This window comes from bacterium (genome assembly GCA_024742285.1).
Taxonomy (GTDB): domain Bacteria; phylum Myxococcota_A; class UBA9160; order UBA9160; family UBA4427; genus UBA4427.
In genome coordinates, this window is record JANSYR010000001.1 from 658,146 (window position 1) to 681,995 (window position 23,850).

Annotated in this window: 19 protein-coding genes and 1 tRNA gene; 11 read left to right on the plus strand and 9 right to left on the minus strand. The window is 67.7% G+C overall.

Translation table 11 applies throughout. From position 1 onward, the window contains the following. The first annotated feature begins 1 nt into the window (after nucleotide 1). Together NXI30_02875 and NXI30_02880 are read left to right on the plus strand one after the other, a co-directional pair. The gene (locus tag NXI30_02875) at nucleotides 2-949 is read left to right on the plus strand and encodes a cyclic nucleotide-binding domain-containing protein (protein ID MCR9093138.1); all 948 of its coding nucleotides are present in this window, start codon (nucleotides 2-4) and stop codon (nucleotides 947-949) included. A 10-nt stretch (nucleotides 950-959) separates the two neighbouring features. Continuing rightward, nucleotides 960-3,626, plus strand: coding sequence for a hypothetical protein (locus tag NXI30_02880; protein MCR9093139.1), 2,667 nt, complete (start codon nucleotides 960-962; stop codon nucleotides 3,624-3,626). Here NXI30_02880 and NXI30_02885 read toward each other — a convergent pair. Beyond that, nucleotides 3,595-4,425 carry a hypothetical protein gene (locus NXI30_02885; protein ID MCR9093140.1) on the minus strand — a complete coding sequence of 277 codons (831 nt, stop codon included), beginning with the start codon at nucleotides 4,423-4,425 and terminating at the stop codon, nucleotides 3,595-3,597. The genes NXI30_02880 and NXI30_02885 overlap by 32 nt on opposite strands. Nucleotides 4,426-4,438: 13 nt before the next feature. Continuing rightward, nucleotides 4,439-5,242: a crotonase/enoyl-CoA hydratase family protein gene (locus tag NXI30_02890; protein MCR9093141.1), complete on the minus strand. Its 804-nt coding sequence runs from the start codon at nucleotides 5,240-5,242 to the stop codon at nucleotides 4,439-4,441. Nucleotides 5,243-5,527: 285 nt separating this feature from the next. Between NXI30_02890 and NXI30_02895 the strand changes: the two genes are divergently transcribed. Both NXI30_02895 and NXI30_02900 read left to right on the plus strand, forming a co-directional pair. Continuing rightward, a tRNA-Gln gene (locus NXI30_02895) sits at nucleotides 5,528-5,601 on the plus strand. A gap of 224 nt (nucleotides 5,602-5,825) precedes the next feature. Further along, complete coding sequence (locus NXI30_02900) at nucleotides 5,826-6,029, plus strand: helix-turn-helix domain-containing protein (protein MCR9093142.1); 204 nt, start codon at nucleotides 5,826-5,828, stop codon at nucleotides 6,027-6,029. Nucleotides 6,030-6,286: 257 nt separating this feature from the next. Here NXI30_02900 and NXI30_02905 read toward each other — a convergent pair whose 3' ends face one another. The 3 genes from NXI30_02905 to NXI30_02915 form a co-directional block, all read right to left on the minus strand. Further along, on the minus strand, nucleotides 6,287-7,201 hold the full coding sequence (locus NXI30_02905) for an AraC family transcriptional regulator (protein MCR9093143.1): 915 nt from the start codon (nucleotides 7,199-7,201) through the stop codon (nucleotides 6,287-6,289). 94 nt (nucleotides 7,202-7,295) lie between these two features. Continuing rightward, nucleotides 7,296-10,475: a multidrug efflux RND transporter permease subunit gene (locus tag NXI30_02910; protein ID MCR9093144.1), complete on the minus strand. Its 3,180-nt coding sequence runs from the start codon at nucleotides 10,473-10,475 to the stop codon at nucleotides 7,296-7,298. A 2-nt stretch (nucleotides 10,476-10,477) separates the two neighbouring features. Beyond that, entirely contained in the window at nucleotides 10,478-11,701 is a 1,224-nt protein-coding gene (locus NXI30_02915; protein MCR9093145.1) for an efflux RND transporter periplasmic adaptor subunit, read from the minus strand. Nucleotides 11,702-11,747: 46 nt separating this feature from the next. Between NXI30_02915 and NXI30_02920 the strand changes: the two genes are divergently transcribed. The 5 genes from NXI30_02920 to NXI30_02940 all read left to right on the plus strand — a co-directional run bounded on the left by NXI30_02920 (nucleotide 11,748) and on the right by NXI30_02940 (nucleotide 17,144). Continuing rightward, nucleotides 11,748-12,230, plus strand: a complete 483-nt coding sequence (locus NXI30_02920) for a peroxiredoxin family protein (protein MCR9093146.1) — start codon at nucleotides 11,748-11,750, stop codon at nucleotides 12,228-12,230. 364 nt (nucleotides 12,231-12,594) lie between these two features. Beyond that, nucleotides 12,595-13,062, plus strand: coding sequence for a (2Fe-2S)-binding protein (locus NXI30_02925; protein ID MCR9093147.1), 468 nt, complete (start codon nucleotides 12,595-12,597; stop codon nucleotides 13,060-13,062). 1 nt (nucleotide 13,063) lies between these two features. Next, a complete protein-coding gene (locus NXI30_02930; protein MCR9093148.1) occupies nucleotides 13,064-15,346 on the plus strand; it encodes a molybdopterin-dependent oxidoreductase in 2,283 nt (760 codons plus the stop codon). After that, entirely contained in the window at nucleotides 15,346-16,050 is a 705-nt protein-coding gene (locus NXI30_02935; protein ID MCR9093149.1) for a hypothetical protein, read from the plus strand. The genes NXI30_02930 and NXI30_02935 overlap by 1 nt, the downstream gene beginning before the upstream one ends. Nucleotides 16,051-16,061: 11 nt before the next feature. Then, a complete protein-coding gene (locus tag NXI30_02940) occupies nucleotides 16,062-17,144 on the plus strand; it encodes an XdhC family protein (GenBank protein MCR9093150.1) in 1,083 nt (360 codons plus the stop codon). A gap of 24 nt (nucleotides 17,145-17,168) precedes the next feature. Here NXI30_02940 and NXI30_02945 read toward each other — a convergent pair whose 3' ends face one another. After that, nucleotides 17,169-18,875, minus strand: coding sequence for a cation:proton antiporter (locus tag NXI30_02945; protein ID MCR9093151.1), 1,707 nt, complete (start codon nucleotides 18,873-18,875; stop codon nucleotides 17,169-17,171). A gap of 452 nt (nucleotides 18,876-19,327) precedes the next feature. After that, a complete protein-coding gene (locus tag NXI30_02950; protein ID MCR9093152.1) occupies nucleotides 19,328-20,311 on the minus strand; it encodes a helix-turn-helix domain-containing protein in 984 nt (327 codons plus the stop codon). 169 nt (nucleotides 20,312-20,480) lie between these two features. On the opposite strand from NXI30_02950, the gene NXI30_02955 reads away from it, so the two are divergent. Together NXI30_02955 and NXI30_02960 are read left to right on the plus strand one after the other, a co-directional pair. Continuing rightward, nucleotides 20,481-20,915: a DUF6010 family protein gene (locus NXI30_02955; protein ID MCR9093153.1), complete on the plus strand. Its 435-nt coding sequence runs from the start codon at nucleotides 20,481-20,483 to the stop codon at nucleotides 20,913-20,915. 156 nt (nucleotides 20,916-21,071) lie between these two features. After that, nucleotides 21,072-22,187 (plus strand): hypothetical protein, encoded by a 1,116-nt coding sequence (locus NXI30_02960; GenBank protein MCR9093154.1) that lies wholly within the window; start codon nucleotides 21,072-21,074, stop codon nucleotides 22,185-22,187. 61 nt (nucleotides 22,188-22,248) lie between these two features. Here the strand turns inward: NXI30_02960 and NXI30_02965 are convergent, their stop codons facing one another. Further along, nucleotides 22,249-23,433, minus strand: a complete 1,185-nt coding sequence (locus tag NXI30_02965) for a cytochrome P450 (protein MCR9093155.1) — start codon at nucleotides 23,431-23,433, stop codon at nucleotides 22,249-22,251. Nucleotides 23,434-23,437: 4 nt separating this feature from the next. Next, nucleotides 23,438-23,836 carry a VOC family protein gene (locus tag NXI30_02970; GenBank protein ID MCR9093156.1) on the minus strand — a complete coding sequence of 133 codons (399 nt, stop codon included), beginning with the start codon at nucleotides 23,834-23,836 and terminating at the stop codon, nucleotides 23,438-23,440. Nucleotides 23,837-23,850: the final 14 nt, after the last annotated feature.

Below are 23,850 nucleotides of genomic sequence, written 5' to 3' on the forward strand. Positions count from 1 at the left end.
GATGGCCCGACTGCCCCTCGTCTCGCCCCTCGACCGGATCCTCTTCCTGAAGGCCCAGCCCTATCTGGTGGGCCAGACACCCGGGGTCCTGACCGCGCTCGCGTCCTACACCGAAGACCGATTCCATGCCGCGGGCACCGTGGTGCGTCCGGCGAGCAAGCGCTTCGACGAGATCCTCTTTCTCGCCGAGGGCGCCGTCGAGATCCTCGAAGCCAGCGCGCGACGGATCGAGGCACCTGGCGTGATCGGCATCCCACACGCGGCGACCGGAGCGACCGAAGCGCCGGAGATCCATGCCGCCGAGGACACGTTGCTCCTCGCGATCGCGACGGCGGACATGGATCAGATCCTCGATGATCATTCTGCGCTCCTGATGAACTTCTCCCTTCGGACGGCCGAGCAGTTCCTCCACGTAGAGCGTTCTCTCGGCGATCAGCGACCGGAGATCCCGGCGTTCTCCGAAGAAGACGGCGCCGGTACTCCGATCGAGCTCGACCTCGTCCACCGCCTCGCCCGCGCGCGACGCGCCCCCTTCTTCGCCGAAACGAACCTGTCCGTCCTCGGCCAGCTCATCCGCTACGAAGAGGTCCGCCGCATCCAACCCCAGGAAGCGCTCTGGGAGATCGGTGATCCCATCCAGGAGATGACGCTCGTGCTCGACGGGAGCTTCGAGAGTCGCGGTCCGTTTCCGGTCACCAACGCCCGGGCGGGGGCGGTGATAGGCGCATACGATATTCTCTCGGAGGGCGATCGCGAGGAATCGTGGGTCGCTCGGAAGCCCAGCCGGGTCCTCGACATCTCACGCAACCATTTCATCGACGTCTTCGAAGACTACCCCGAGTTCGCACGCGCCTATCATGCCTACTGCGCGAGAGCGACCCTCGACGCCTGGGATCGCGCGGCGCGCCTCGAGAGACTCGACGTCCAGACCGCAGATCACACGACCTGAGGAGGGACCCTTGATCGCGACCGCCCTTCCCCGACGTCTTGCTGCCGGCGGGATTCTTCCGCTTCTCGCGTCCGGACTGGTCTGTCTCGTCTTCGCGGCTCCCGCCTTCGGACAAGCGGAGGCGGACGAAGCGCCGAACGACACGGTCCGGGTCGCAGCCAGCGACCGGTACAAGGCGGGCCGCGTCTATCGCTGGGCGCTCGGCGGCGGCTACCGCGATCTCTGGGAAGCGCCGATCCTGCTTCCGCTCCTCGACCTCGAGAACGAAGGCGGCGGCCTCGAGCCGGTCGGACGCTTCGGCGGACTCCAGACCGCGGTCCTCGGGCTGAAGGGAGAGGACGGCGGGAGCTACACCTTCCGCGGCACGGACAAGGACCCCTCCGCCGTCCTCGACGATCTGCTCCGGGACACCCTCGTGCAGGTGATCGTCCAGGACCAGATGGCAGCACAGCATCCGGGCGGCCCCGTCGTCGCCGGCGCGCTCACCCGGGCGGCGAACGTGCTCACGATCGACGAACGCATGGTCGTCGTCCCCGACGATCCGCGCCTCGGCGAGTACCGCGAAGAGTTCGCGGGGATGGTCGGGACCTATTTCGTCTATCCGCAGGCGGCGGACGGAACGCGGCCCGGCTTCGAGGGCGCCGTCGAGATCCTCGATCACGAAGCGCTCTACGAACGACTGCGCGCCGATTCGCGATTCGCGGTCGACGAGCGGGCCTTCCTCCGTGCGCGCCTCATGGACCTCCTCCTCGGCGACTTCGACCGCCATCGCAAGCAGTGGCGCTGGGCGAAGGTCCCGGGTGAAGAGGCCGTCCAGCCGATCCCCGAAGATCGCGACCAGGCCTTCGTCCGCTACGACGGCATCGCCCAGCGGATCATGAAGGTCTACATCCCGATCCTGCAGAACTACGGTCCGGACTATCCGGGAGTGAAGGGCCTGACCCTGCACGGTTGGGAGCAGGACCGTTGGTTGCTGCCCGCGCTCTCGTGGAGCGACTGGACGGAGGTCGCCGCCGAAATCCAGGCGAGCCTGACCGATGCGGTGATCGACGCGGCGGTCGACCGACTCCCGCCCGAGTACGAAGCCCTCGACGGCGAACGCCTGCGCACCGACATCAAGGGTCGCCGGGACCACCTTCCCGAGATCGCGCGCAGCTTCTACGAGCACCTGGCGCGCGAGGTCGACGTCCGGCTCTCGTTCGCCGCAGAGCGCGTCGAGGTGGTCCACGGGAGCGACGACCGCATGCGCGTGACGGTCCGCGCCCTCGCCGGCGATCCGGCGGCGCCGATCTTCGACCGGACCTTCGATCCCGACGAGACGAAGGAGGTCCGGCTCTATCTCGGCGGCGGCGCCGACCACGTCGTCGTCGAGGGCGGCCCGGGATGGATCCGGCTGCGGGCGATCGTCGAGGCCGACTCGAAGACGATCGACGTCCGCGGCTCGACCCACACCCGGATCTACGACCCCGAGAACCGCGCCGCGATCAAGCTCGGCGCCAACACCCGCGTCGACCGACGCCCCTATGTTCCGCCGCCGCCGGACTCCGGTTTCGTCGACGTCGAAGACGTTCCGCCGCGGGACTGGGGCAGCGACACGATCCCGCTCCCGGAGTTCGGTTTCCAGCCCGACGTCGGGGTGTTCCTCGGCGGCGCGGTCGCCCATACCCGCTACGGCTTCCGCAAGGATCCCTGGTCCAGCAAGCACAGCCTGGGCTTCGGCTGGGCCTTCGAAGCGAGTGCGCCCCGCGTCCGGTACCGCGGCCAGTTCCGTCCCGAGAACCGCGACGTCGTCGCCCAGCTCGACCTCCAGTACTCGGGGATCGAGGTCGTCCGCTTCTACGGCTTCGGCAACGAGACCCGCGACCGCGGCAACGACCGTTTCTTCCGCGTCCGCAACGAGCGCTACGACGTCGCCCTCCAGGCCGTCCAGCCCTTCTTCGACGATCGACTGAAGATCCGGGGCGGCGCCGACTTCCGCATCTCCCGAACGCGCAACGGCACGCGCCGGATCGACCAGGACCTGCCCTACGGCAACAACGACTTCCTCGCGCCCGGGGTCGTGGCCGGGCTCCAGTGGGATACTCGAAAATCGGTCGAGACGACGAAGACCAACCTCCAGCTCCCGTTCCTCGACAACCCCGCCGCGGGCTACCCGACGAGCGGCTTCCTGATCGATCTCGCCGCCCGCTTCGCGCCACCCCTCGCCGACGTCCGTCAGAGCTACGGCTCGATCCGCGGCTCGATCGCCGGCTTCTTCTCTCTCGGCGAGACCGATCGCGTGACCCTCGCCCTCCGCGCCGGCGGGACCGAGACCTTCGGCCAGACCCCCTACTTCGACCTCGCGACGATCGGCGGCGGTCGCTTCTTCAGCGGCGACGCCACCAACCGCGGCCTACGCTCCCAGCGCCTGACCGGCGACTCCGCCGTCTTCGGCAACGCGGACCTGCGGATCGTGCTGGGTCGCGCCAAGCTGATCGTGCCCGGCGACTACGGGATCCACGGCTTCTTCGACGTCGGTCGCGTGTTCTTCCACGACGAGGGCTCCGACGAGTGGCATCCGACCGGCGGCGGGGGCGTCTTCTTCTCGCCGCTCCTGCGGACCAACACGCTCAGCCTGTCGGCGTCGGGCGGACCGGAAGAGACGCTCATCTACTTCCGGATCGGCTTCCACTACTGACGCGCGACGCGTTTCCGATCGCCTGCCACGACGGAAGGGCGTCGCGCTCGATCCCCGCGTAGGCGATCGCGCGCGCTTCCTCGAAGTCGAGATCCGTCTCGAGGAGCTCGTCGATCGTCCAGCCCTCGTCCTCGAGCAACCAGGCGACGGCCAGACGATACGGCGCGTAGACGCCGTGGGCCTTCATCATGGGGAGATCCGCGTCCTCGCGTCCGATCTTCGCGTAGAGCGCGCTCGCCGACTCCGGGCGCATGCCGACGTAGTCCGCGAGCCCTTCGATGACCCACTCCGGTCGGAGATGGAAGCCGAGTCCGCCGACCCGGCGGATCGTCATCACGTGGGTCAGCTCGTGGGCTCCGTAGTAGGCGAGGGTTCGCGGCGGCTTCGTCCGGTAGCCGGTCGGTCCGATCAGCGAGTCGGCCTCGAAGTCGGCGCCGGAGAAGAAGGCGTGGCCCCGGGTGACCGGAGGCGCGACGAAGCCGCCTGCGGTCCCGGGCGGCACGATCCAGAGCCATGAACGGACCCAGTCGCGTTCGACCACATAGATGGGCAGCGAAGCGTCCGGCGGACCGAGGGGCGATCGCGCGAGTCTGCGTTCGATCTCCTCGAGGACGGCCATCGCGGGCGCCACCGGGATCGGCGCATCCGAACGGAACGAGAGGTTCCCACGCTCGATGCGGTGTGCGAAGAGCGGACTGGGATGGAGGAGCGGTGCGGCGACGAAGAGCGCGAAGACGAGACACGCGCCCAGACCGACGAGAAGCGCCCGCGCTTTGCGCGAGATCGTCGCCTTCGCCATCGACGCGCCCCTGCTACTCCCCCGTGAAGACCGGCGGACGCTTCGCGATGAACGCCTTGGGTCCCTCGACGGCGTCCTTCGAGGACATGACCTTCATCCCGTGCTGCATCTCGATCTTGAACGCTTCCTCTTCGGGCATCGACTCGGTCGCGCGGAGCGTGGCGAGGATCCCCGCGACGGCGAGCGGGCCGTTGCTCGAGATCCGGTCGGCGATCTCCCGTGCCTTCGCGAGCGCCTGCCCGTCCGGGACGACGTGGTTCACCAGGCCGAGCTCGTAGGCGCGCTTCGCCGGGAGGTCTTCTCCCGCGAGCAGCATCTCCGCCGCGATCGCGTAGGGGATCTGTCGCCGCAGCCGGACCGCCGAGCCCGCCATCGGAAAGAGCCCGCGCTGGACCTCGGTCACGCCGAACATGGCGCTCTCGCCGGCGACCCGGATGTCGGTGCCCTGGAGGATCTCGGTTCCGCCCGCGCGCGCGAAGCCTTCGGCCGCCAGGATCACGGGCTTGGTCGGGCGGTAGGTCTTGAGCCAGCAGCCCATCGTGATGTCCGGGTTGTCGAAGACCCGCTGCATCCAGTCGTTCTCGGCCTTGCCGGTCCGGAGCTTCGGGATCTCGGACAGGTCCATGCCGGCACAGAACGTGTCGCCCTTCCCGGTCAGGATCGCGACCCGGATCTCCGGATCCTCGTCGAGCTGGACCCACGCGTCGTAGACCCGACACATCACCTCGCAGTTGAAGCAGTTGCGCTTCTCGGGCCGGTTGAGGGTCACGGTGAGGACGTGGCCGTCCTTTTCGACGAGTACGGCGGGTTCGGACATGGGGCGGGCTCCTGACGGGTGGGCGTTCGTGGGGTGGCGAGTCTACGAGAGCACCCGGATCCTCACACCCTCGAATTCGGAAGGCAGAGCGCCGCTCCCGACCGATTCCGGAGCCGGTGAGCATCCGGGAGTTCTACCACCCCCGGGGAATTCAACCTGCCGGTGACCTGCGCCGATGGCTAGTGTCCGGGCCGTCTTCGGAAGCGGCGCCTTCTCCTCGACGAGAGGCCCCCCATCCGGTACAAAACGGCTCCACGCCCGGGCGGGTCCCCGCCCGGATGCCGATCCCCGATCGTCTAACGGCAGGACAACAGACTCTGAATCTGTGAATCATGGTTCGAATCCATGTCGGGGATCCACCTTCTCTCTCAGGCTCAGGCGGCTACGAGCGCTTCCGCTGGCCGCTGAGTCCGCCGAGACGGCCGGGTCAGGCTAGGGCAAAGCGGACGGAAGCTTCGCCCGTTCGGCCGCAATCCCGGCCCCGGCGCCCTGGTCACCCGTCCGCTTCCTTCCGCGCCCATGGCGCTGGAAGGCGAGATCACCGCCGCGGTCGAGGCCTGAGTCACGGGGGGCCCTCGGCGACGTGGCCGACCGGGTCGTGGAAGCCGCGGCCCCCGCACACCTTCAGCTGCTGACGACCGACGAGCTCGCGGCGCAGCTCGGGGTGACCGCGGTGACCGTCCGGATCCGGCGTACCCAGCGGGAGATGGGCCCGCCGTGGGTCATGATCGGCCGACTCATTCGGTACCGGGCGACTGCCGTCGAGCAGGGGCTGAACGGCCAATAGGTTCGTCTTGGCTGACGGCGCCTCATGCGGTCGCGACCTTCCATCTCGAATGGACGGGTCCAGGCCATCGATCGCGCCCGCGCCATCTCGACGTCCACCGTCACCGCCGCGCAGATCGTCGTCTCGACGCCTCTCGCCCCTGGGAAGCGCGTTCCAGCCCGCGAAACGGGAGGTCGCCATCGCGCGCATGGTGTCCAGGTCCGATCGCGCGTAGCGAACATGCGGTTCCGACTTGGGGGCCCACCCAGTCTGCGCCGCTACGCCACCCCCTGCATCCGCGAATAGGGCAGCTCCGCCGCACGGCTCGGCGGCAGGCCGTAGTACCGCTTGAACTCGCGACTGAACTGACTCGCGCTCTCATAGCCCACCCGGTGAGCGGCAACGTAGGCGGGCTCGCCCTTGAAGGTGATGAGGTTGCGCGCGGTGCTCAGGCGGAGCTGCTTCAGGTACTGGAGTGGCGACTCTCCTGAGACGTCCTTGAAGGTTCGCTGGAAGGCCGACCTGCTCATCCTGGCGATCGAGGCGAGCTGATCCACGCCGATCCGTTCGTCCAGGTGCTGCTCCATGTAGCTCATGGTCGCGGAGATTCGCGCCAGCTTGCTGTCGGTGCGCGCGAGAGAAGCCAGGACGCGGCCGTCCTCGGAGCGCAGCACAGCGAAGTAGAGTCGCGAGAGAGCGCCGGAGCCGAGCGCCTCGCAGGCGACGGGGTCGTGAAGCAGGTCGACGAGCGCGCCGACGGCGCTCCGGACATCGCCGGTCATTCGCGCCGAGACGATCGAACGCTCGACGAGCGGAATGTCCGCTTCCTTGCCGCCGTCGCCTGATTCCTCCCGGAGGAGGTGGACGAGCCGCTGGAGCTCGCGGTGGTCGATCGCGACGTGGACGCCGAGCACGGGCTCTTCACTCGTGGCAAGGGTCTCGCATCGCATCGTCGCGTGATTACTCAGGATCAGATACCGATCACCACCCGTGCGAATCTTCATGTCGGCGGCGACACCGAGCTTGTAGCCCTGCAGCACGAAGCCGAGCCCGTTCTCGTAGAGGAGCGGGCAGGCGGCTTCGTGGTCCGCGGCGCGGAAGATCTTGACGCTCGGAAGGGGCGTGTCGCGATAGCCGTGCCCGTCTGCGAAGCCGAGTCGCTCGCAGAGCGATCCGATCGTTCTCTCCGGCATGGGCGGCACCTCCTCGACGACTCGTCTCCGAATTGGCGCGTTCCGGCAAGTATAGGAACAAAATCGAGGCCGGAAAGCGTCGATTCTGGCGCGATCAGGCAACATCGGGATCTCGGTCGGCGTGCGTGGCCTGCTCGTTCGCTTTCGCCTCGCCGCCCGGCCGCAGCAGCCGCCGCGGGTCGCGGCACAGGACGTAGAAGAGCGGCGTGAAGACGAGGCCCATGATCGTGACGCCCAACATGCCTGAGAAGACGGTGATACCGAGGGACCGGCGCATCTCGGCCCCGGGGCCGGACGCGATCACGAGGGGCACGACGCCGAGGATGAAGGAGAACGCGGTCATCAGGATGGGTCGCAGACGCAGTCGGGCGGCGTCGAGCGCCGCTTGCTCGGCGGTCTCGCCTTCGTCCTCTCGCTGTTTGGCGAACTCGACGATCAGGATCGCGTTCTTCGCCGCGAGGGCGACCAGCACGATCAGACCGACGCGAACCAGGATGTTGTTGTCCCAACCGGTGATCCAGACGCCGAACATCGCGAAGAGCAGACACATTGGAACGATCAGGATCACGGAGAGCGGGAGGCTCAAGCTCTCGTACTGCGCGGCCAGCAGGAGGAACACGAAAAGCGCGGCAAGGGCGAAGACGGCCAGCCCGCTGTCGCCGGCCAGCTTCTCCTGCAGCGCGAGCTCCGTCCACTCGTAGCCGAATCCGTCTGGAAGGGACGCGTCCGCGATCGATTCGAGCCGCGCGATCGATTCGCCCGTACTCGTCCCCTCGGTCGGATTCGCGTAGACGGACGCCGCCGGGAAGAGATTGTAGTGGCTCACCCGGTACGGCGCGGTGCGGAACTCCGCGCGCGCGACGCTGCCGAGAGGGACGGCCTCGCCCTGCGCGTTGCGCGTGCGGAGATGCAGGAGGTCGCGGGCCGACTGTCGGTAGGGCGCGTCGGCCTGCGCGGTCACACGGAACGTTCTTCCCAGGTAGTTGAAATCGTTGACGAAGGCGGAGCCGAAGTACACCTCGACCGCCTCGAACACGCCCGAGATCGGGACGTTCAGCCGCCGCGCGCGTTCCCGGTCGACGTCGAGATAGAGCTGTGGTGTCTGGTTGTCAAAGAGCGTGAAGACGCCGGTCAGCTCGCTCGACTCGCTGGCGGCGTCGACGATCTCGTTCGTCGAGTCTTCGAGGAGCCGAAGACCCCGTCCGCGCCGATCCTGAACCATCATCCGAACGCCGCCCGCGTTCCCGATCCCACGCACCGGCGGTGGCTCGATCACGAGGACGAAGGCCTCGTCCGTCGTCTCCGCGACTTCCCACATCCGATCGATCAGGTCGCGGTAGTCGATTCCGGCGGCATCACGCTCGTCAAAGGGCGCGAAGGTCGGGAAGATCGTCGCCGAGTTGGGCGCGTTCGTGAAGGTCGCGCCCGAGAATCCGGCGAAGCCGACGGCGTTCTCGACACCGTCGATCGATAGCAGGCGTCGCGTGACCTCCTGCGTGACGCGGTCCGTCCGCGCGAGCTCGGCGCCCGAAGGCAGCTCGATCGAGATGATCGCGTAGCCCTGGTCCTGGGCGGGGATGAAGCCGCCGGGGACGACGCCGAACTGGAGCGCAGCGAGAGCGAGCAGAACGACGTAGACGATGCAGGCGAGCATCGCCTTGCCGAGTAGACGCCCGACGAACGCGCCGTAGCGTTCCGAGAACCGCTCGAGGCCGCGATTGAATGGAAGGAAGAGCCGTCCGAAGGGCGTCGGGTCCTTCGCTTCCTGCGGCGCTTCGAGGAGCAGCGCCGCGAGCGCCGGGCTGAGCGTGAGCGAGACGAACACGGAGATCATCGTCGCGGAGGCGATCGTGAGGGCGAACTGTCGAAAGAACTGGCCGGTGATTCCCGTGACGAACGCGGCGGGAACGAAGACCGCGACGAGCACGAGTCCAAGCGCGATCAGGGCACTTCCGACCTCGTCCATCGTTCGGTGCGCTGCCTCGCGCGCGCCGAGCCCTCCCCGCATGTTCCTCTCGACGTTCTCGACGACGACGATCGCGTCGTCGACAACGATCCCGATCGCGAGGACCAGACCGAAGAGCGAGAGGTTGTTGAGGCTGAATCCGAATGCAGAGATCACCGCGAAGGTCCCGACGAGCGAGACCGGAATCGCGACCACGGGGATCAGCGCAGCGCGCCAGCTCTGGAGGAAGATGACGATCACGAGCACCACGAGCGCAATCGCCTCGAAAATGGTCTGGATCACGGCGTCCACCGACTCCGCGATGAACGCCGTCGGGTCGTAGGCGATCGCGTACGCGAGCCCGGGCGGGAACTCCTCCGAGAGGCTCTGCATCGTCGCACGCAACGCGGCGGCCGTCTCGAGTGCGTTCGTTCCGGGCGTCTGGGAGATCGGGAGAGCGATGGCGGGCTGGTTTTCGAGGTAGCCCCGCGTGAGATAGCTCTGGGCGCCGAGCTCGATTCGGGCGACGTCTCCGAGGCGCACGATTCGTCCGTCGTCCTCCGCCTTGACGACGACCCGCTCGAACTCGTCCGGCGTGATCAATCGCCCCCGAGTCTGCACGCCGATCTCGAACGCTGCCGGCGATTTCGACGGTGTCTGGTTCATCACGCCGGCGGAGACCCGGACGTTCTCGCTGCGCAGCGCCGCGACGACCTCACCCGCCGTGAGTCCCACCGAGTCGATGCGCTGCGGATCGAGCCACACGCGCATCGCGTACTCGCTTGCGCCGAAGAGCCGCACCTGCCCCACGCCGTTGATCCGAGCCAGTCGATCGCGGATCTGTAGCGTCGCATAGTTCGCGATGTAGAGCTGGTCGTAGGTCTCGTCCGGGGAAAAGAGGTTGATCACCATCAGGAGATCAGGCGAGCTCTTCTGGGTCACGACGCCGAGGCGCCGCACGGACTCCGGGAGACGCGGCTCCGCGATCGCAACCCGATTCTGGACGAGGACCTGGGCCGCCTCGAGGTTCGTGCCGAGCTCGAAGGTCACTGCGATCGTGAGGTTGCCGTCACCCGTCGACTGCGAGGACATGTAGAGCATGTTCTCGACGCCGTTGATTTCCTGCTCGAGGGGCGTCGCGACGGTGTCCGCGACGACTTCTGCGCTCGCGCCCGGGTAGGAGGCCCTGACTTCGATCGTGGGAGGCGCGATCTCCGGGTACTGCGTCGTCGGAAGACCGACGTATGTAAGCCCACCGATGAAGGTGATCAGGACCGAGAGGACGGCCGCGAAGATCGGTCGATCGACGAAGAAGTGCGCGAATCCCATGTCTATCGACTCGCCTGCAGTGCCGTGGCCGCGGACTCGACTTCGGCCCCGACGCGAACGCGATGAAACGCGCCCGCAATGATGGTCTCGTGCCCGCTGAGACCGCTCCGAACGATTCGCTTGTCGCCATGAATCGGACCCGGCTCGATCCAGCGCCGGTCGACGCGCCCCGATTCGTCGATCACGAAGACGAAGAGTCGCGATTGGTCGAACTGAATGACCTCGTCGGGCACGAGCACCGCCTCGTAGAGCCCGCTGCCCTGGAGCCGCAGGCGGCCGAAGACGCCTGGCTGGATGAATCCGCCCGGGTTGGCGAGGACCGCGCGCCCCTGGAGTGTTCCGGAAGACGCGTCGAGTTCGTTGTCGACGAAGTCCATCACGCCGTGATGCACAAAGTCCTGCTCGTCGAGCAGCTTGACGCTCACGGCGTTGGGCGTCGTGCGCGACGTCGGCCGTGCCCCGCTCAGATCGAGCCGGGAGTACCGCAGGTAGTCGGTCTCGCTCACGTCGAACACGAAGTAGATCGGGTCCTCTTGCACGATCGTCGTGAGCAGGGTCGCCGCGGCCGTTCCGCCGCTGATCAGGTTGCCCTCATCGACTCGACGCTTGCCGATGCGTCCGCTGATCGGTGCCGCGACCTCGGTGTACTCGAGCTCGAGCTCCGCGTGGGCGAGCGCGGCCTTCCGGTTGGAAACGCGCGCGGTCGCGGCGACGTACTCGGCGTGGACCTCGTCGTACTGCTCCCGAGGGATCGTGCGTCCAGCGAGGAGGCGCTCGGCCCGCTCCTTCTCGAGCTTCGCGAGATCCCGACGCGCGACCGCCCCTTCGTAGTCGGCTCGGGCGGCGTCGACAGCGATCCGGAAGGGCCGCTGGTCGATCACGAAGAGCAGATCGCCCGCCTGGACGATCTGGCCCTCCTGGAAGGCCACCCGATCGAGAAACCCGCTCACGCGAGCGCGGACCTCGACCCGGTTGATCGCCTCGAAGCGCCCCGTGTACTCGTCGTACTCGACGAGGCTCCTCCGTTCCGGCACGATCGTGGGGACGGCCGGGGTCTCCTGTCCCCGGGCACCGTTGGCTCCGACCGAGAACGCAGCGACGACCAGCGCGAGTGCCGCGAGTCGCCGCCCCAAGACTCGCGGTCGGACGACCCGATCCGGAGCGAGGAGCAACCCGATGTTTCGACTGTGTGCCGGCTTGAATCGATCGATCGTCTTCCTGGGCATGTCGCTATCAATCCTTCTCGCCGACGGGGCGGTCGACGCACTCGAGGTGGGTGACAAGGCGCCGCCGTTCGAGCTGGCGGGGTCCGACGGGCGTATCCACCGCCTGGCGGAGTATCTGAGCAATGGCGGGCTCGTGATCGCCTGGTATCCGCGCGCCTTCACGGCGGGTTGCACGCTTGAATGTAAATCGCTGGCCGAGGACGGGGATCTGATCCGCGCCTATGGCGTTCCCGTGGTCATGGCCAGCGTCGATCCTCTCAGCGAGAACGAGCGATTCGCAAGGGAAACGGGCGCAGACTTTCCTATCCTCTCGGATTCCTCCAAAGCGATTGCTCGCGCCTACGGTGTGCTGCACCAGGAACGCTTCGCCCTTCGAACGAACTTCTTCCTCGCGTCGGACGGATCGATCGTCGCCATCGATCGAAATGTCAACCCGGCGACCGCCGCGGCGGACATCGCTCGCAAGCTCGGCGAGCTCGGATTCGAGCGCGCCGCCACGGGGAATGAAGCGACGCCGCAGGGGAATTGAACGCTCGTTCGATCGCCACCGTACGGTTCGAATGCGCTGCCCGCATGGCCCGAGGCGCGTAGCGGGCACCGTCGATCCCCACGGATAGCAACCGGTCCCCCGCCGGGAAATGCCTCTTCCCGCCGATGTCTTGCTCGATCGTGCTTCACCGCGACGAGGCGACGAGACCACGCCGCCGTAGCCTGACAGCCGCTCGTCCCGGCGGCAGGAACAGGCAAGGCACGAGTCCGATCGGGTATTCCGGCGTGAGCCGACCCCGCCTAATCATCTATCTCGTCGCGAGGCGCACGGCCCCAGAGACGGGACGCGTGTCGATCGATACGGCGCCGTCGAGACGGGACGGGCCGATTTGGGAGGCATTCAGATGGTTCGATTCGAGCTGAACGGGAAGTACGTCGAGTCCTCGGCCGAGAGCGATACGCCGCTCCTCTGGGTGATCCGCGATGAGCTCGGGCTCAAGGGCACCAAGTTCGGCTGCGGGATCGCCATGTGCGGGGCGTGCACCGTGCACATCGACGGGAACCCGGTGCGGTCCTGCTCGTTCCCGGTCGCCGGAGCGGCCGGCACGAAGGTGACCACGATCGAGGGGTTGAACGACGAACACCCGCTTCAGCACGCCTGGGTCGAAGAGCAGGTGCCACAGTGCGGCTACTGCCAGTCCGGCCAGATCATGCAGGCGGCCACTCTGCTGGAACGCAATGCCGATCCCAGCGAGAAGGAGATCGTCGATCACATGTCGGCGAACCTGTGTCGCTGCATGGCCTACCCGAGGATCAAGAAGGCGATCCAGCGTGCGGCAACGGTTACGGCAACGGCGCGGAAGGAGAGCTGAGATGAAGAATCAGGAGCGCAACGCGCTCGACCTGTCCCGGCGCGACTTCCTCGTGGGCAGTGTCGGTACCGCCGTCGTCATGGGTTTCGGTGCGATTGGCGCCACCGCCTCCGCTCGGGCCGCCGTCGCGAGCAAGGCCTTCGCACCGACGATCTGGTTCGAGATCGACCGCGAAGGCGCTGTCGTGGTCCACGTCGCGAAGTCCGAGATGGGCCAGCACATCGGAACCGCGCTGGCGCGGATCGTGGCCGACGAGCTCGGCGCCGACTGGAATCGTGTGAGGATCCACCACGTCGCCACGGATCCGAAGTGGGGCTTCATGGTCACGGGCGGATCCTGGTCCGTATTCCACAGCTTCGAGCACCTCTCGCGTGCCGGGGCGGCCGGCCGCATCGCCCTGCTCGAGGCTGGCGCGCGCCTGCTGGGCGAAGATCCGAAGACCTGTGAGATCGCGGACGGGGTCGTCTCGAGAGGCGGCCGTTCGGTTGCGTTCGGTGAAATCGTCCAGCGCGGCCAGCTCGACCGACGCTTCTCGGCCGAAGAGCTCGAGCAGCTCCCCATCAAGGCCCCGGCGGAGAGACGTCTGGTCGGCAGAGACACCCGCGCCCTCGATATCCCCGCCAAGACGAACGGCACCGCGGTCTACGGGATCGATGTCGAGATCGACGGCATGGTCTACGCCCGCCCGGTGGTCCCTCCAACCCGCTATGGCAATCGGGTCCAACGCGTCGACGATTCCGCCTCCAAGAAGGTGAAGGGTTACCTCGGCTACGAGGTCCTGGTCGACCCGAGCGAGACCTGCCAGGGCTGGGTCGCCGTCCTTGCCGACTCCTACTACGCGGCGATCAAGGCGACCGATGCCATCGATGTGACCTACGAAATGAGCCCCGCCACGAAGGTGAGCGAGGCGATGATCCAGGAGCACGGGAAGAAGCTGGTCGCCGATCGCTCGAAGGGTGCACTGTGGGTCGAGGAAGGAGACATCGAAGCTACGCGCGAATCCGCCGCGACGATCTTGAAGGCGAACTACCGCACGGCGACTGCCCTGCACGTCCAGCTCGAGCCGGTGAACGCCACCGTCGAGTTCAAGGACGGCGCCTGGCACGTGCACACCGGAAACCAATGGCAGTCGCTGACGCTGCCCACGGTGGCCAAGGCACTCGGCGTTCCCCAGGAGAAGGTCATCATCCACCACTACTTCCTGGGCGGCGGCTTCGGGCGCCGGCTCTACGGGGACTACATCGTCCCCGCGGCGCTCACCGCGAAGGCAGTCGGCAAGCCGGTGAAGATGGTGTTCACCCGTCCGGACGACGCGCTCTTCGACCAGCCGCGCTCGCCGTCGGTGCAGCAGTTCGAGGCGTTCTTCGACCAGTCGGGGAAGCTCGCGGGCCTCGAGCACGCGCTCACGTCGGGCTGGCCGACATCGGCCATGGCGCCCGGCTTCATGGCCGACGCCGCCGCGGGCGATGGCAAGGTCGACATCTTCGCCGCCAGTGGTTCGGACCACTGGTACACGCTCCCGAGCCATCGCGTGCGCGCGATCGAGAACGACCTCGCCCAGAAGACCTTTCTCTCCGGTTGGCTGCGGTCGGTCGGCCCTGGCTGGATCGGTTGGGGGGTCGAGTCGTTCATCGACGAGATCGCTCACAGGATGGGCAAGGACCCGCTCGCGCTGCGCCTCGAGCTCCTCGACGGCCAGGGCAAGAATGCCGGGAAGGCGCCCGAAAGCGTCGGGGGAGCGAAGCGCTTCGCGAAGGTGCTCCGTCAAGTCGCGAAGCAGGCCGATTGGGGCCGTTCGCTTCCGAAGAACGAGGGTCTGGGTCTCGCCGTCAGTGCCGGTCAGGAGCGCACGATGCCGACCTGGGTCGCCTGCGCGGCACACGTCGCCGTGAACCCCGACTCCGGTGCGGTCACGGTGAAGAAGGTGCACCTGGCAGTGGACGCGGGGACCATCGTACATCCCGATGGCGCGTTGGCGCAGCTCGAAGGGTCGGTGCTCTGGGGCGTGAGCCTCGCGCTCCACGAGAGCACGGAGCTTGCAGGAGGTCGCGTCGCGGCGACCAACCTGCACCAGTACCAGCCCGTGCGGATGCGTGACGTCCCGGAGCTCGACATCCAGCTCGTTCCGAGCGATGAGTTTCCCGTGGGCCTCGGGGAGCCGGGCGTGATCGCCGTCGCACCCGCCATCGGCAACGCGATCTACGATGCAGTCGGCGTTCGTCTGCGTGACCTCCCGATCCGACCGGAAGCGGTCCTCGCCCAGTTGCGATCGGAGGCGGCGTGATGCGGGTGGCGCTTCGCTCCGTTCTCGTGCTGTTCCTCTTGACGGGCGCCGTCGGCGCCGAGGAGGAGGCGCACGCGCGCTTCGTCGCAGCTCCCTCGCCGGAGACCGCATTCGGATACCTGCATGCGGTTGCCACCCACCCCCGGTGCTCGAACTGTCACGGCGTGATCGGCGAAACCAGCCATCATCCGACGGTCGGCGATCAACGCGAGCCCCACCCGATGGGCATCGACCTGCGGCACAACATCGTGCTGCTGCCCTCCGACCACGGCTTCAACCAGCTTCCGACGTCGGGCATGAACTGCCGCAGCTGCCACCGCAACACCAACGGTCGCGAGGGCGGCATGCCACCCGGAGCCGCGAACGACGAGATGCCCGGCTTCGTCTGGCACATGCCGCCGCCGTCGATGTCGATCCCGCGCGATCTCTCGGCCGGCGAGCTGTGTCGCCGCTGGCTCGACCCGAAACGGAACAGCAGCCGTCTGGCCCAGCGCGGGGGGCGCCACGACCTGGACACCTTCCGGGCCGAGTTTCTCGACCATCACGCGAAGATCGACCCGCTGGTGCAGTGGGCCTGGGAGCCGGGACCCGGCAGGACCCCAGCACCCGGCAGCCATGCCGATTTCATCGAGGCGATGGGGGTCTGGATCTCGGCCGGGGCCCTCTGCCCGGGGGATCAGAGCTCCGATCCCGCGAAGAAGTAGGAGGGCCGAACATGCGAGAGCTGCGGGACATCCTCGACGCCTTCGACCGTCTCTCCCGCTCCGGCGAGTCCGCGGTACTGGCGAGTGTCGTGGGCACGACGGGCTCGACCTATCGTCGTCCCGGCGCGCGCACTCTGATCCTTTCCGACGAGCGAACGATCGGCCTCGTCAGTGGAGGTTGCCTCGAGGGAGATCTGCTCTTGCGCTCTCGGCTGGTCCGAGCGAGCGGTACGCCTGAGCTCGTCGAGTACGACGCAACGCGGGAAGACGACGTCCTCCTGGGCCTGGGCCTGGGCTGCGGCGGCGTCGTGCGGGTCTGGCTCGAACGGGTCGATGCCTCAGCGCCGGGCCCGCTCACGTTCCTGCGTAGCTGCCTGGAAGAGCGCCTCGCAGGAGCTGTCGCTGTCGAGCTGGCCGGCCCCCAGCGCGGTCGTTGGTCCGGGCTTCGCGGCGATGGCTGGCGCTGGAACCTCTCCGCGTCGGAGACGCTCGAGCGAGGACTGCGCGAAGCACTGCGGACGGGCCGCCACGCAGTCCTCGAAAGTCCACGGCGAGAGACGGCCATCGAATCGGTTGCAATTCCCAAGCGTCTGGTCGTCTTCGGGGCCGGCCCGGATGCCGCCCCGCTTTCCCGCACCGCGACCCGACTGGGCTGGGACGTCACGATCGTCGATACCCGTTCCGCCGGACTGACCGCTTCCCGCTTTCCCGGAGCTCGACTGCGCGAATGTTCATTCGCGCGGGCCGCGAAGGAGACGGGCGTCGACGCGGACACCTTCACAGTCGTGATGACGCATCACTATCTGCACGACCTGACCGTTCTCCGAAGTCTTCTATCCCACAACCCGCGCTACATCGGGATGCTTGGTCCAAGGCATCGGTTCGAGGACCTGATCCGCGAGCTTCGTGAGGAGGGCGTGTTCCTGGACGGCGATCAATTCGATCGGATCTACGCTCCCGCCGGACTCGACCTCGGCGCAGATGCACCGGACGAGATCGCGATCGCAGTCGTTGCCGAGATGCAAGCGGTGGCTGCCGAGCGAACAGCTGGATTCCTCAGGGATCGCAAGGGTCCGATCCACGCGGCGCCTTGACGCGCGGCGCCGGCGCATGCTGCTTCAGGCTGCGGCGATCTCCGCGGAGTCATCCCCGAGGAAGCGCTCCTGCTCGCGTTCCATCCACTCGCGCACGCGATCATCCGAGACTCCCTCGGATCGAAGCACCTCCGCCGCCAGCTCGAGGCCCCGGGGAACGCTCTGCGCCACGACGGGCGACAGGCCCAACGCCTCGAAGCGCGTCCGATCGACGGCGTCGTCCACGGACACGAAACGACGAAGCCCCGGAAAGTGCATGTCGATGACCGGGGTCAAGTCGCGCGACACCTCGTACCGGGCGATGGTGATCACGACGGAACTGCGCTCGTCGATGGACAACGCCTGCATGAGCCGCACGTCTCCGAGATCCCCGAACGCCACCGCGTAGCCATCAGCGCTCGCCCGAAGAAAGCGGTCGTAGTCCATCTCGACGGCGTCGTAGCGAAGTCCGTGCGATTCGAGGGCATCCGCGACGCGACGCCCCACCTCGTCCAGCCCGAACACGACCACCGGAGCCACCGTGCTGGTCGACGGCGCAGGTCCTGAAGCGTCGGCGGGCTCCCTCCATCGCCGGATGCGGCGGGCGGCGGCGTTGCCCAGCGCTGCCACCGAGGGCGTCAGCGCCAAGCTGACGGCGACCCCGGCGACGACGATTCCCACCGCCTGCTCGCCGAGGCCCGCCCGAACGGCCGGCATCGCGACGATGACGAAGGCGAACTCGCTCCCCTGGGCCAGCAGCGCGCCGAGCTGGATCGCACCCGCGTTCGACCATCCGAAGACGCGGGCCGACGCCGCGACGAGCAACGTCTTCAGAGCGAGGAGCAGGAACAGAAACGCGACGATGGCACCGGCATCCGCGAGGATCGCCCGCCAGTCGAGCGACATGCCGATCGTGATGAAGAAGAAGCCGAGCAGCAGGGCACGGAACGGCTTCGTCTCACTCTGGATGATGCTCCGGTACGGCGTCTCTCCGATGATCATCCCACCGAGGAAGGCGCCCAGGGTGAGGGACAACTCGGCGCTCGCCGTGGCGACGGCCGTAGCCAACACGACCAGCAGAGCCGTTGGCGTGAAGATGTCCTCGTTCATCGATCGCGCGAGGAAGCGGAAGAGCGGGTCGACGAGATAGCGGCCGATCGCGACGGCTGCGACGAAAGCGACCGCCCCCTTGCCGAGCGCCGTCCCGAGTGCGCTCAGCACATCGGCCCCGGCCGCGCCGGTGCTGCCGCTGGCCAATACGAGCAGGAAGATCGCGAAGATGTCCTGGAAGATGAGGACTGCGGTCGCCGTCCGACCGACGGGGCAACCTTGCTGCTGCCGTTCCCGGAGCGTCTGAACGACGACGGCGGTCGAGGAGAGCGCGAGCCCTCCGCCGAGCAGCGCGGCCTGGTCGATGGGGATGCCCGCGATCGTGGCGCCCCACGTGAAGACGATCGCGCACAGCAGGATCTGCAGCGGACCCAGGCCGAAAATGTCCCGTCGCGCTTCCCAGATCGTCCCGATCGAGAAGTGCATCCCGATCTCGAAGAGCAGGAAAACCACGCCGAGCTCGGCCAGGAGGTGCGTCGTGGAGGTCTCCGCTGCCCAGTCCAGGCCGTGGGGGCCGATGAGCAGCCCCGCCATGAGATAGCCGACGATCGGGCTCAGCCCGAGACGGCGCGACATCGCAATGGCAAGGACACCCACGAGCAGGAGCAGGATCAAGGGCTGGAGTACATGCAACGCTTCCATCAGCTGCTCCACAAGGTCTGTGCCACAGGCTCTTCGGCGAGGGCGTCGATGAACGCCCGCGCCTTGGACGTCACATAGCGCCCCGAAGGCTGCACAGCCATGACATCGAGCTCCGCGTCGAGCTGCTCGCTCGAGATGGGCAGGGCACGCGATGCGGTCACATCAGCAAGGCATTCTCAGACCGCTGGACGGCGTTCGCCGGCGTCGTCTAGGGCGAGCTCGACGAAGGCGCGCTCGCGGAACTTCGCCGGATGGTGGAGGAGCCCCCGGAGCGCCGCGCGCGGCGGCTTGCTGGAAGCGACTCCGATGGCGCCCCCCCTCTCGCCCTCTTGTTGGCCATCTGTACTCCGAGCGCGCACTTGGAGCTGCCGCCAGCGATCTTCGGTTCGGGGCAGGAGTCTGTTCGAATCCATGTCGGGGATCCACTCATTCCTTGCGCGCGCGGAGCGCGCTCAGGCCATGGATGAGCTTGCTGCGCGCTCGCCGTCGCCATCCTCGTCTGACCTGAACATCCGGCGATAGTCGGTCGGGTTCTTGCCGACGATCCGCTGGAACTGCGCCCGGAAGGTGGGCGTCGAGCGGAATCCGACCGCCGACGCGATGCCGTCGACGTTGAGTCGGCTCGTCTCGAGCAGTTCCTGCGCGCGACGAATCCGCGCCTGTCGGATCCAGGAGGCCGGCGTCGCGCCCGTTTGTTCCCGGAATTTCCGGCTCAGCGAGCGCGTGCTCATCCCGGATTGTCGAGCGATGGCTTCGATCGAGAGGCGCTTCCCGAGATTCGATTCGATCCAGTCCAGCAGGTTCGCCACCGAGTCGTCGTCACTCGCCGGCATCGGACGAGCGATGAACTGCGCCTGCCCCCCGTCCCGTTCGAGCGGCGCGACCGTCAACCGGGCGATCTCCGAGGCGACGGCGGCGCCATGGTCGCGGCGAACCATGTGAAGGCAGAGGTCGATCCCGGCGGCCGCGCCAGCGGAGGTCAGGAACTGACCGTTGTCGACGAACAAGACGGACGGGTCGACGTCGATCGCCGGAAACCGTTCCGCGAGCTCGTCGGTCGCGCGCCAGTGCGTCGTCGCCCGAAAGCCGGACAGCAATCCGGCCGTCGCGAGAACGAAGGCGCCCGTGCAGATGGAAGCGATCCGCGCGCCGCGCTCGGCGGCCGCTCGAAGTGCAGAGACGGTCTTGCGCGGGATCGGGCGGTCGAGATCGGCAAGCCCCGGTACGACGATCGTCTCCGCGTCCTCGAGGGCCGAGAGGTCGTGGGGCACGCGCAACTCGAAGCCCACGGATTCCACCCGCTTCGTCCCTCCGCAGACCGCCACGGAATACGCGGCCGCGCCGTCGGGCAGTCGGACCCGAGCGAAGACGTCGCAAGGCACGCCGAGATCGAAGGGAACGACGCTGTGTAGGGCGAGAACGGCCACGCGGTGCATTGGCCGGATTCTAGCGATCGTCGGCCGAGGAGTGGCCGTCGCGCGCTTCCTATGACTGCAGGACGACATGGCGCCGCGTCGTTTGGCAGGAAAGCGACCTTAATTGGCGATCGCGCCACGAGGGGATCTTCTAGCCTCGCACGATCCAACCGATCAGGAGGTCCGCTCCATGGAACCGATCGTGCGCGAAGCACCGCTCATCGCCTACATCGCTCCGGCCCTTCAGGGACTCGTCTTCATCACGCTGATGTCGCTCGTCAAGGAGCCCCTGCGACGTCAGATCAACGTCGTCATCGCCGGCGGGTTCGCGACGATCTACGTGAACGGCGGCTTCGGCCCCTGGGAGTTCGTCTACATGGCCACGGCGATCGTCCCCGCGGTCCTCGGACATCGTTCGTACCGCTACATCGGAATCGCCTGGCTGATGCACACCTTCTGGGATCTCGCGCATCACTTCTACGGCAATCCGCTCTGGGCATTCGACGAGCTCTCGTCGCTGGGATGTGCCGTGATGGACGCGGTCGTCGCGGTCTGGTTCTTCATGGACGCGCCTTCGGTGTTCTCCCTGCTCTCTCGCCGGAACGACGCAGCGCCGGTCGCGTAGGGCTTCAGGTCCCCCGTCGCGGCGCCCGATCGCTTTGGGGGCCTGCATCCTTCCCGTCGCAGCCGAGGACCGCTTCGGATTCGCTGCTGCCGACGCGTTGCCGGCGAGATTCCGGCACGGCTCATGACGAGGGGAGAAAACGCCGAAGCGAGAGGCATGCGCCGATCACTCGTCGTCTTCCGGGTTGGAGTCCTCCTTCTTCTCGTGTCTCTCGCCGCGCCCTCGCCGGCCGTCGCGGCGGCACCGATCCCGGTCGCGCCGACGATCGAGGTCCGGAACGAGGACTGGGTCCCGCTTCCGGTCGAGGAAATGAAGCGGGCTGCGGGCGACGCGGCGTTCGACCGACTGACCGACGCCGGGCGGCTGCGGCTCGAGCCCGGCGCGACGGAGGGACGACTCACGGTCGTGATCGCGCTGGTCGGTCCGGCGGAGACGGCGGGGGTGACGATGACCCTCGACGCGGGCGGTCGGCCCACCCTCGTGTCCAACGCGACGATCAGCGTTCGCGGACTCGACCACGCGGGCATCCATCGCGCGTTCCAGCACGTGGGCAGCGAAGCCGCGGATCGCCTGGTCGCCAAGCTGGACCTCTTCGAAGCGTCGCCGGCCGCGCCCGGCCGTCCCGGCGCGCGCCCCACGCTCGGAGATCCGGAGCGGCGCGCTCGCTTCGATCGCGCCCAGGAGGCCAAGCGGGCCGAGCGATATGCGGAGTCCCATGCCGCGTTCGAGGGCGTCGTCGACTCCGGCCCGAAGGGCGGCGACACGCTCGCCGAGATGGCTGCCGACGAGCTTCGCTACGGCCTGCCCGTCTACGAAGCCCGCCAGGCGCTGAACGCCCTCGGCCAGGTCGGCGGCCGGGGCGGACGCGCCGGCGAGACCGCTGCCCGACTCGAACGGGCGGAGCATCTCTACCGTCAGATCCGCGCGGAGAACGCTGACGATGCCGTGCGCCTCACGGAAGCGGACCGCGCGATCGACGAGATCCAGATCGTGCGGAAGGCGTTCGCCAACGCGCTGCGCGCCCAGGCGATGAACCGGGTGTCGGTCGCGCGCATGATGCTCACGCAGCACGTGATGATGGAAGGCGTCTGCCCGGATCTCGAGACGACCCGGGACCTCCTTCCCGCCGAGGACGGCCTCTCGCGCCTCTCGCTCGAAGACGCTGGCGCGTCTTCGGGTTCGCCCGGCGCGCGGTCCTACCGATTCGACCTGTCCGCGGGCGGCGAGCCCGTCATCCTCGACTGCGACCGGGACGGCGTGCGCGTTCGTTAGGCGCGAGCGAAGGCGATCGGGTCGAGCGCGGGGAAGGGACGGCGCGAGCCGGTGCTGCGCGTCAGCGGGGCGCGAACTCGATCGGCATCCGGTGGAAGCCGTGGAGGAACTCGCTGTAGGCGCGTTCGGCCCCCGACGTGACCTCGTAGTCCGGGGCCACCGCCAGGATCTCCTCGAGCAGGACCCTTCCCTCGAGATTGCCGAGGTGCTCTCCGATGCACTTGTGGTAGCCGTGGCCGAAGGAGAGGGATCGCTTCGGGCGACGTGAGAGGTCGAAGCGATCCGCCTCGTCGAACTCCTCCTCGTCCCGGTTGCCGGAGGCCCAGAGGAACATCACGCCCTGGCCGGGCTGGAGTTTCTGACCGCGCATCTCGACCTCGCCCTTCACGAAGCGGCCGAGCAGGTTCGTCGGCTGGTCGTAGCGAAGCGACTCGGCGAAGGCGTGCGGCACCTGGGCGCGATCCGCGACGACCTGGCTTCGCTGGTCCGGATTCTGCCAGAGGTAGTAGATGGTATTCGCGACCGCGAGGGTCACGACCTCGACCCCCGTCACGAGGAGCGTGTGGGTCGCGCCGATGATCGAAGCCACGCTCAGCGGCTTGCCTTCCGCCTCGGTGCGCATCATGACGGAGATGTGGTCCTCGCGGCCCTGGTCGCCCTCTTCCATTCGCTGCTGGACCGCCGCCGCGATCCCGCCGATCAGCGCTTCGCCGGCCTTCTCGTTCTCGGGCCGGCCTCCGATCTGTCCCGGCTCGCGTTCGAAGAACTTCGCCACGAGCGCGCGCAGCCGGAACGTCTCGTCCTCGGGGATCCCGAGGAGGCTCCCGGTGATCCGGGTCGCCAGGGGATCGGCGAGGTCGCGATAGACGTCGAAGCGCCCCTTCGCCGCCAGCGGCTCGAGGATCTCCCGCGTCATCGCCCGAACGTCGGCCTCCATCTCGTTCGCGGCGCGGCGCGTGTAGCGCGGCACGAACATGCGTCGGTAGTCGCGCTGGCGCGGCATGTCGAGCGTCGAGAAGACGGGATCCGGCGGCGGCGGGCGCTTGAGCAGGACCATCTCCGGCGCGACGCCCTGTTCGGCCGTGAAGAGATCCATCGACGTGCTCGTCCAGATGTCCTCGAACTTCGAGAGGAACCAGGTGTCGTACTTCTCGTGATAGAAGACCGGCGCCTCGCGACGGAGCTCCGCATAGACGGGGAACGGGTCGCGCATGACGGCGTCGGAGTAGGGGTCGTAGTCGACCATCAGGTCACCCCTGTCCGATCTCGAGCATGTTGCCGTCGGGATCCGTCGCCTGGGACACGAAGCGACCGGGCCGGAGCTCGAAGGGCGGGAGCACGACCTGGCCGCCCTTCGCCTCGAGCGCCGCAACGGTCGCCGCGACGTCCTCGACCTCGAGGGTCAGGTACCGGATCCCGGTCCGCCCGGACCACGACTCGGCCTCGTCCGGCTCCGGCAGCGTCTCGGGGACCATCACGCGAAGGATGCTCTCACCGGCGGCGAGCTTGTGGATCGTCCCGATGTTCGGGAGCACGAGCGGGTCGAGGCGCTCGAGACCGAAGACCTCGACGTAGAAGGCGAGCAGCGGCTCGGCCTCCCGGGTGATGAGCCCCGCGTCGAGCGCGGGCTTGGAAAGGCCGATTCCCATGCGTCTTCCTCCTC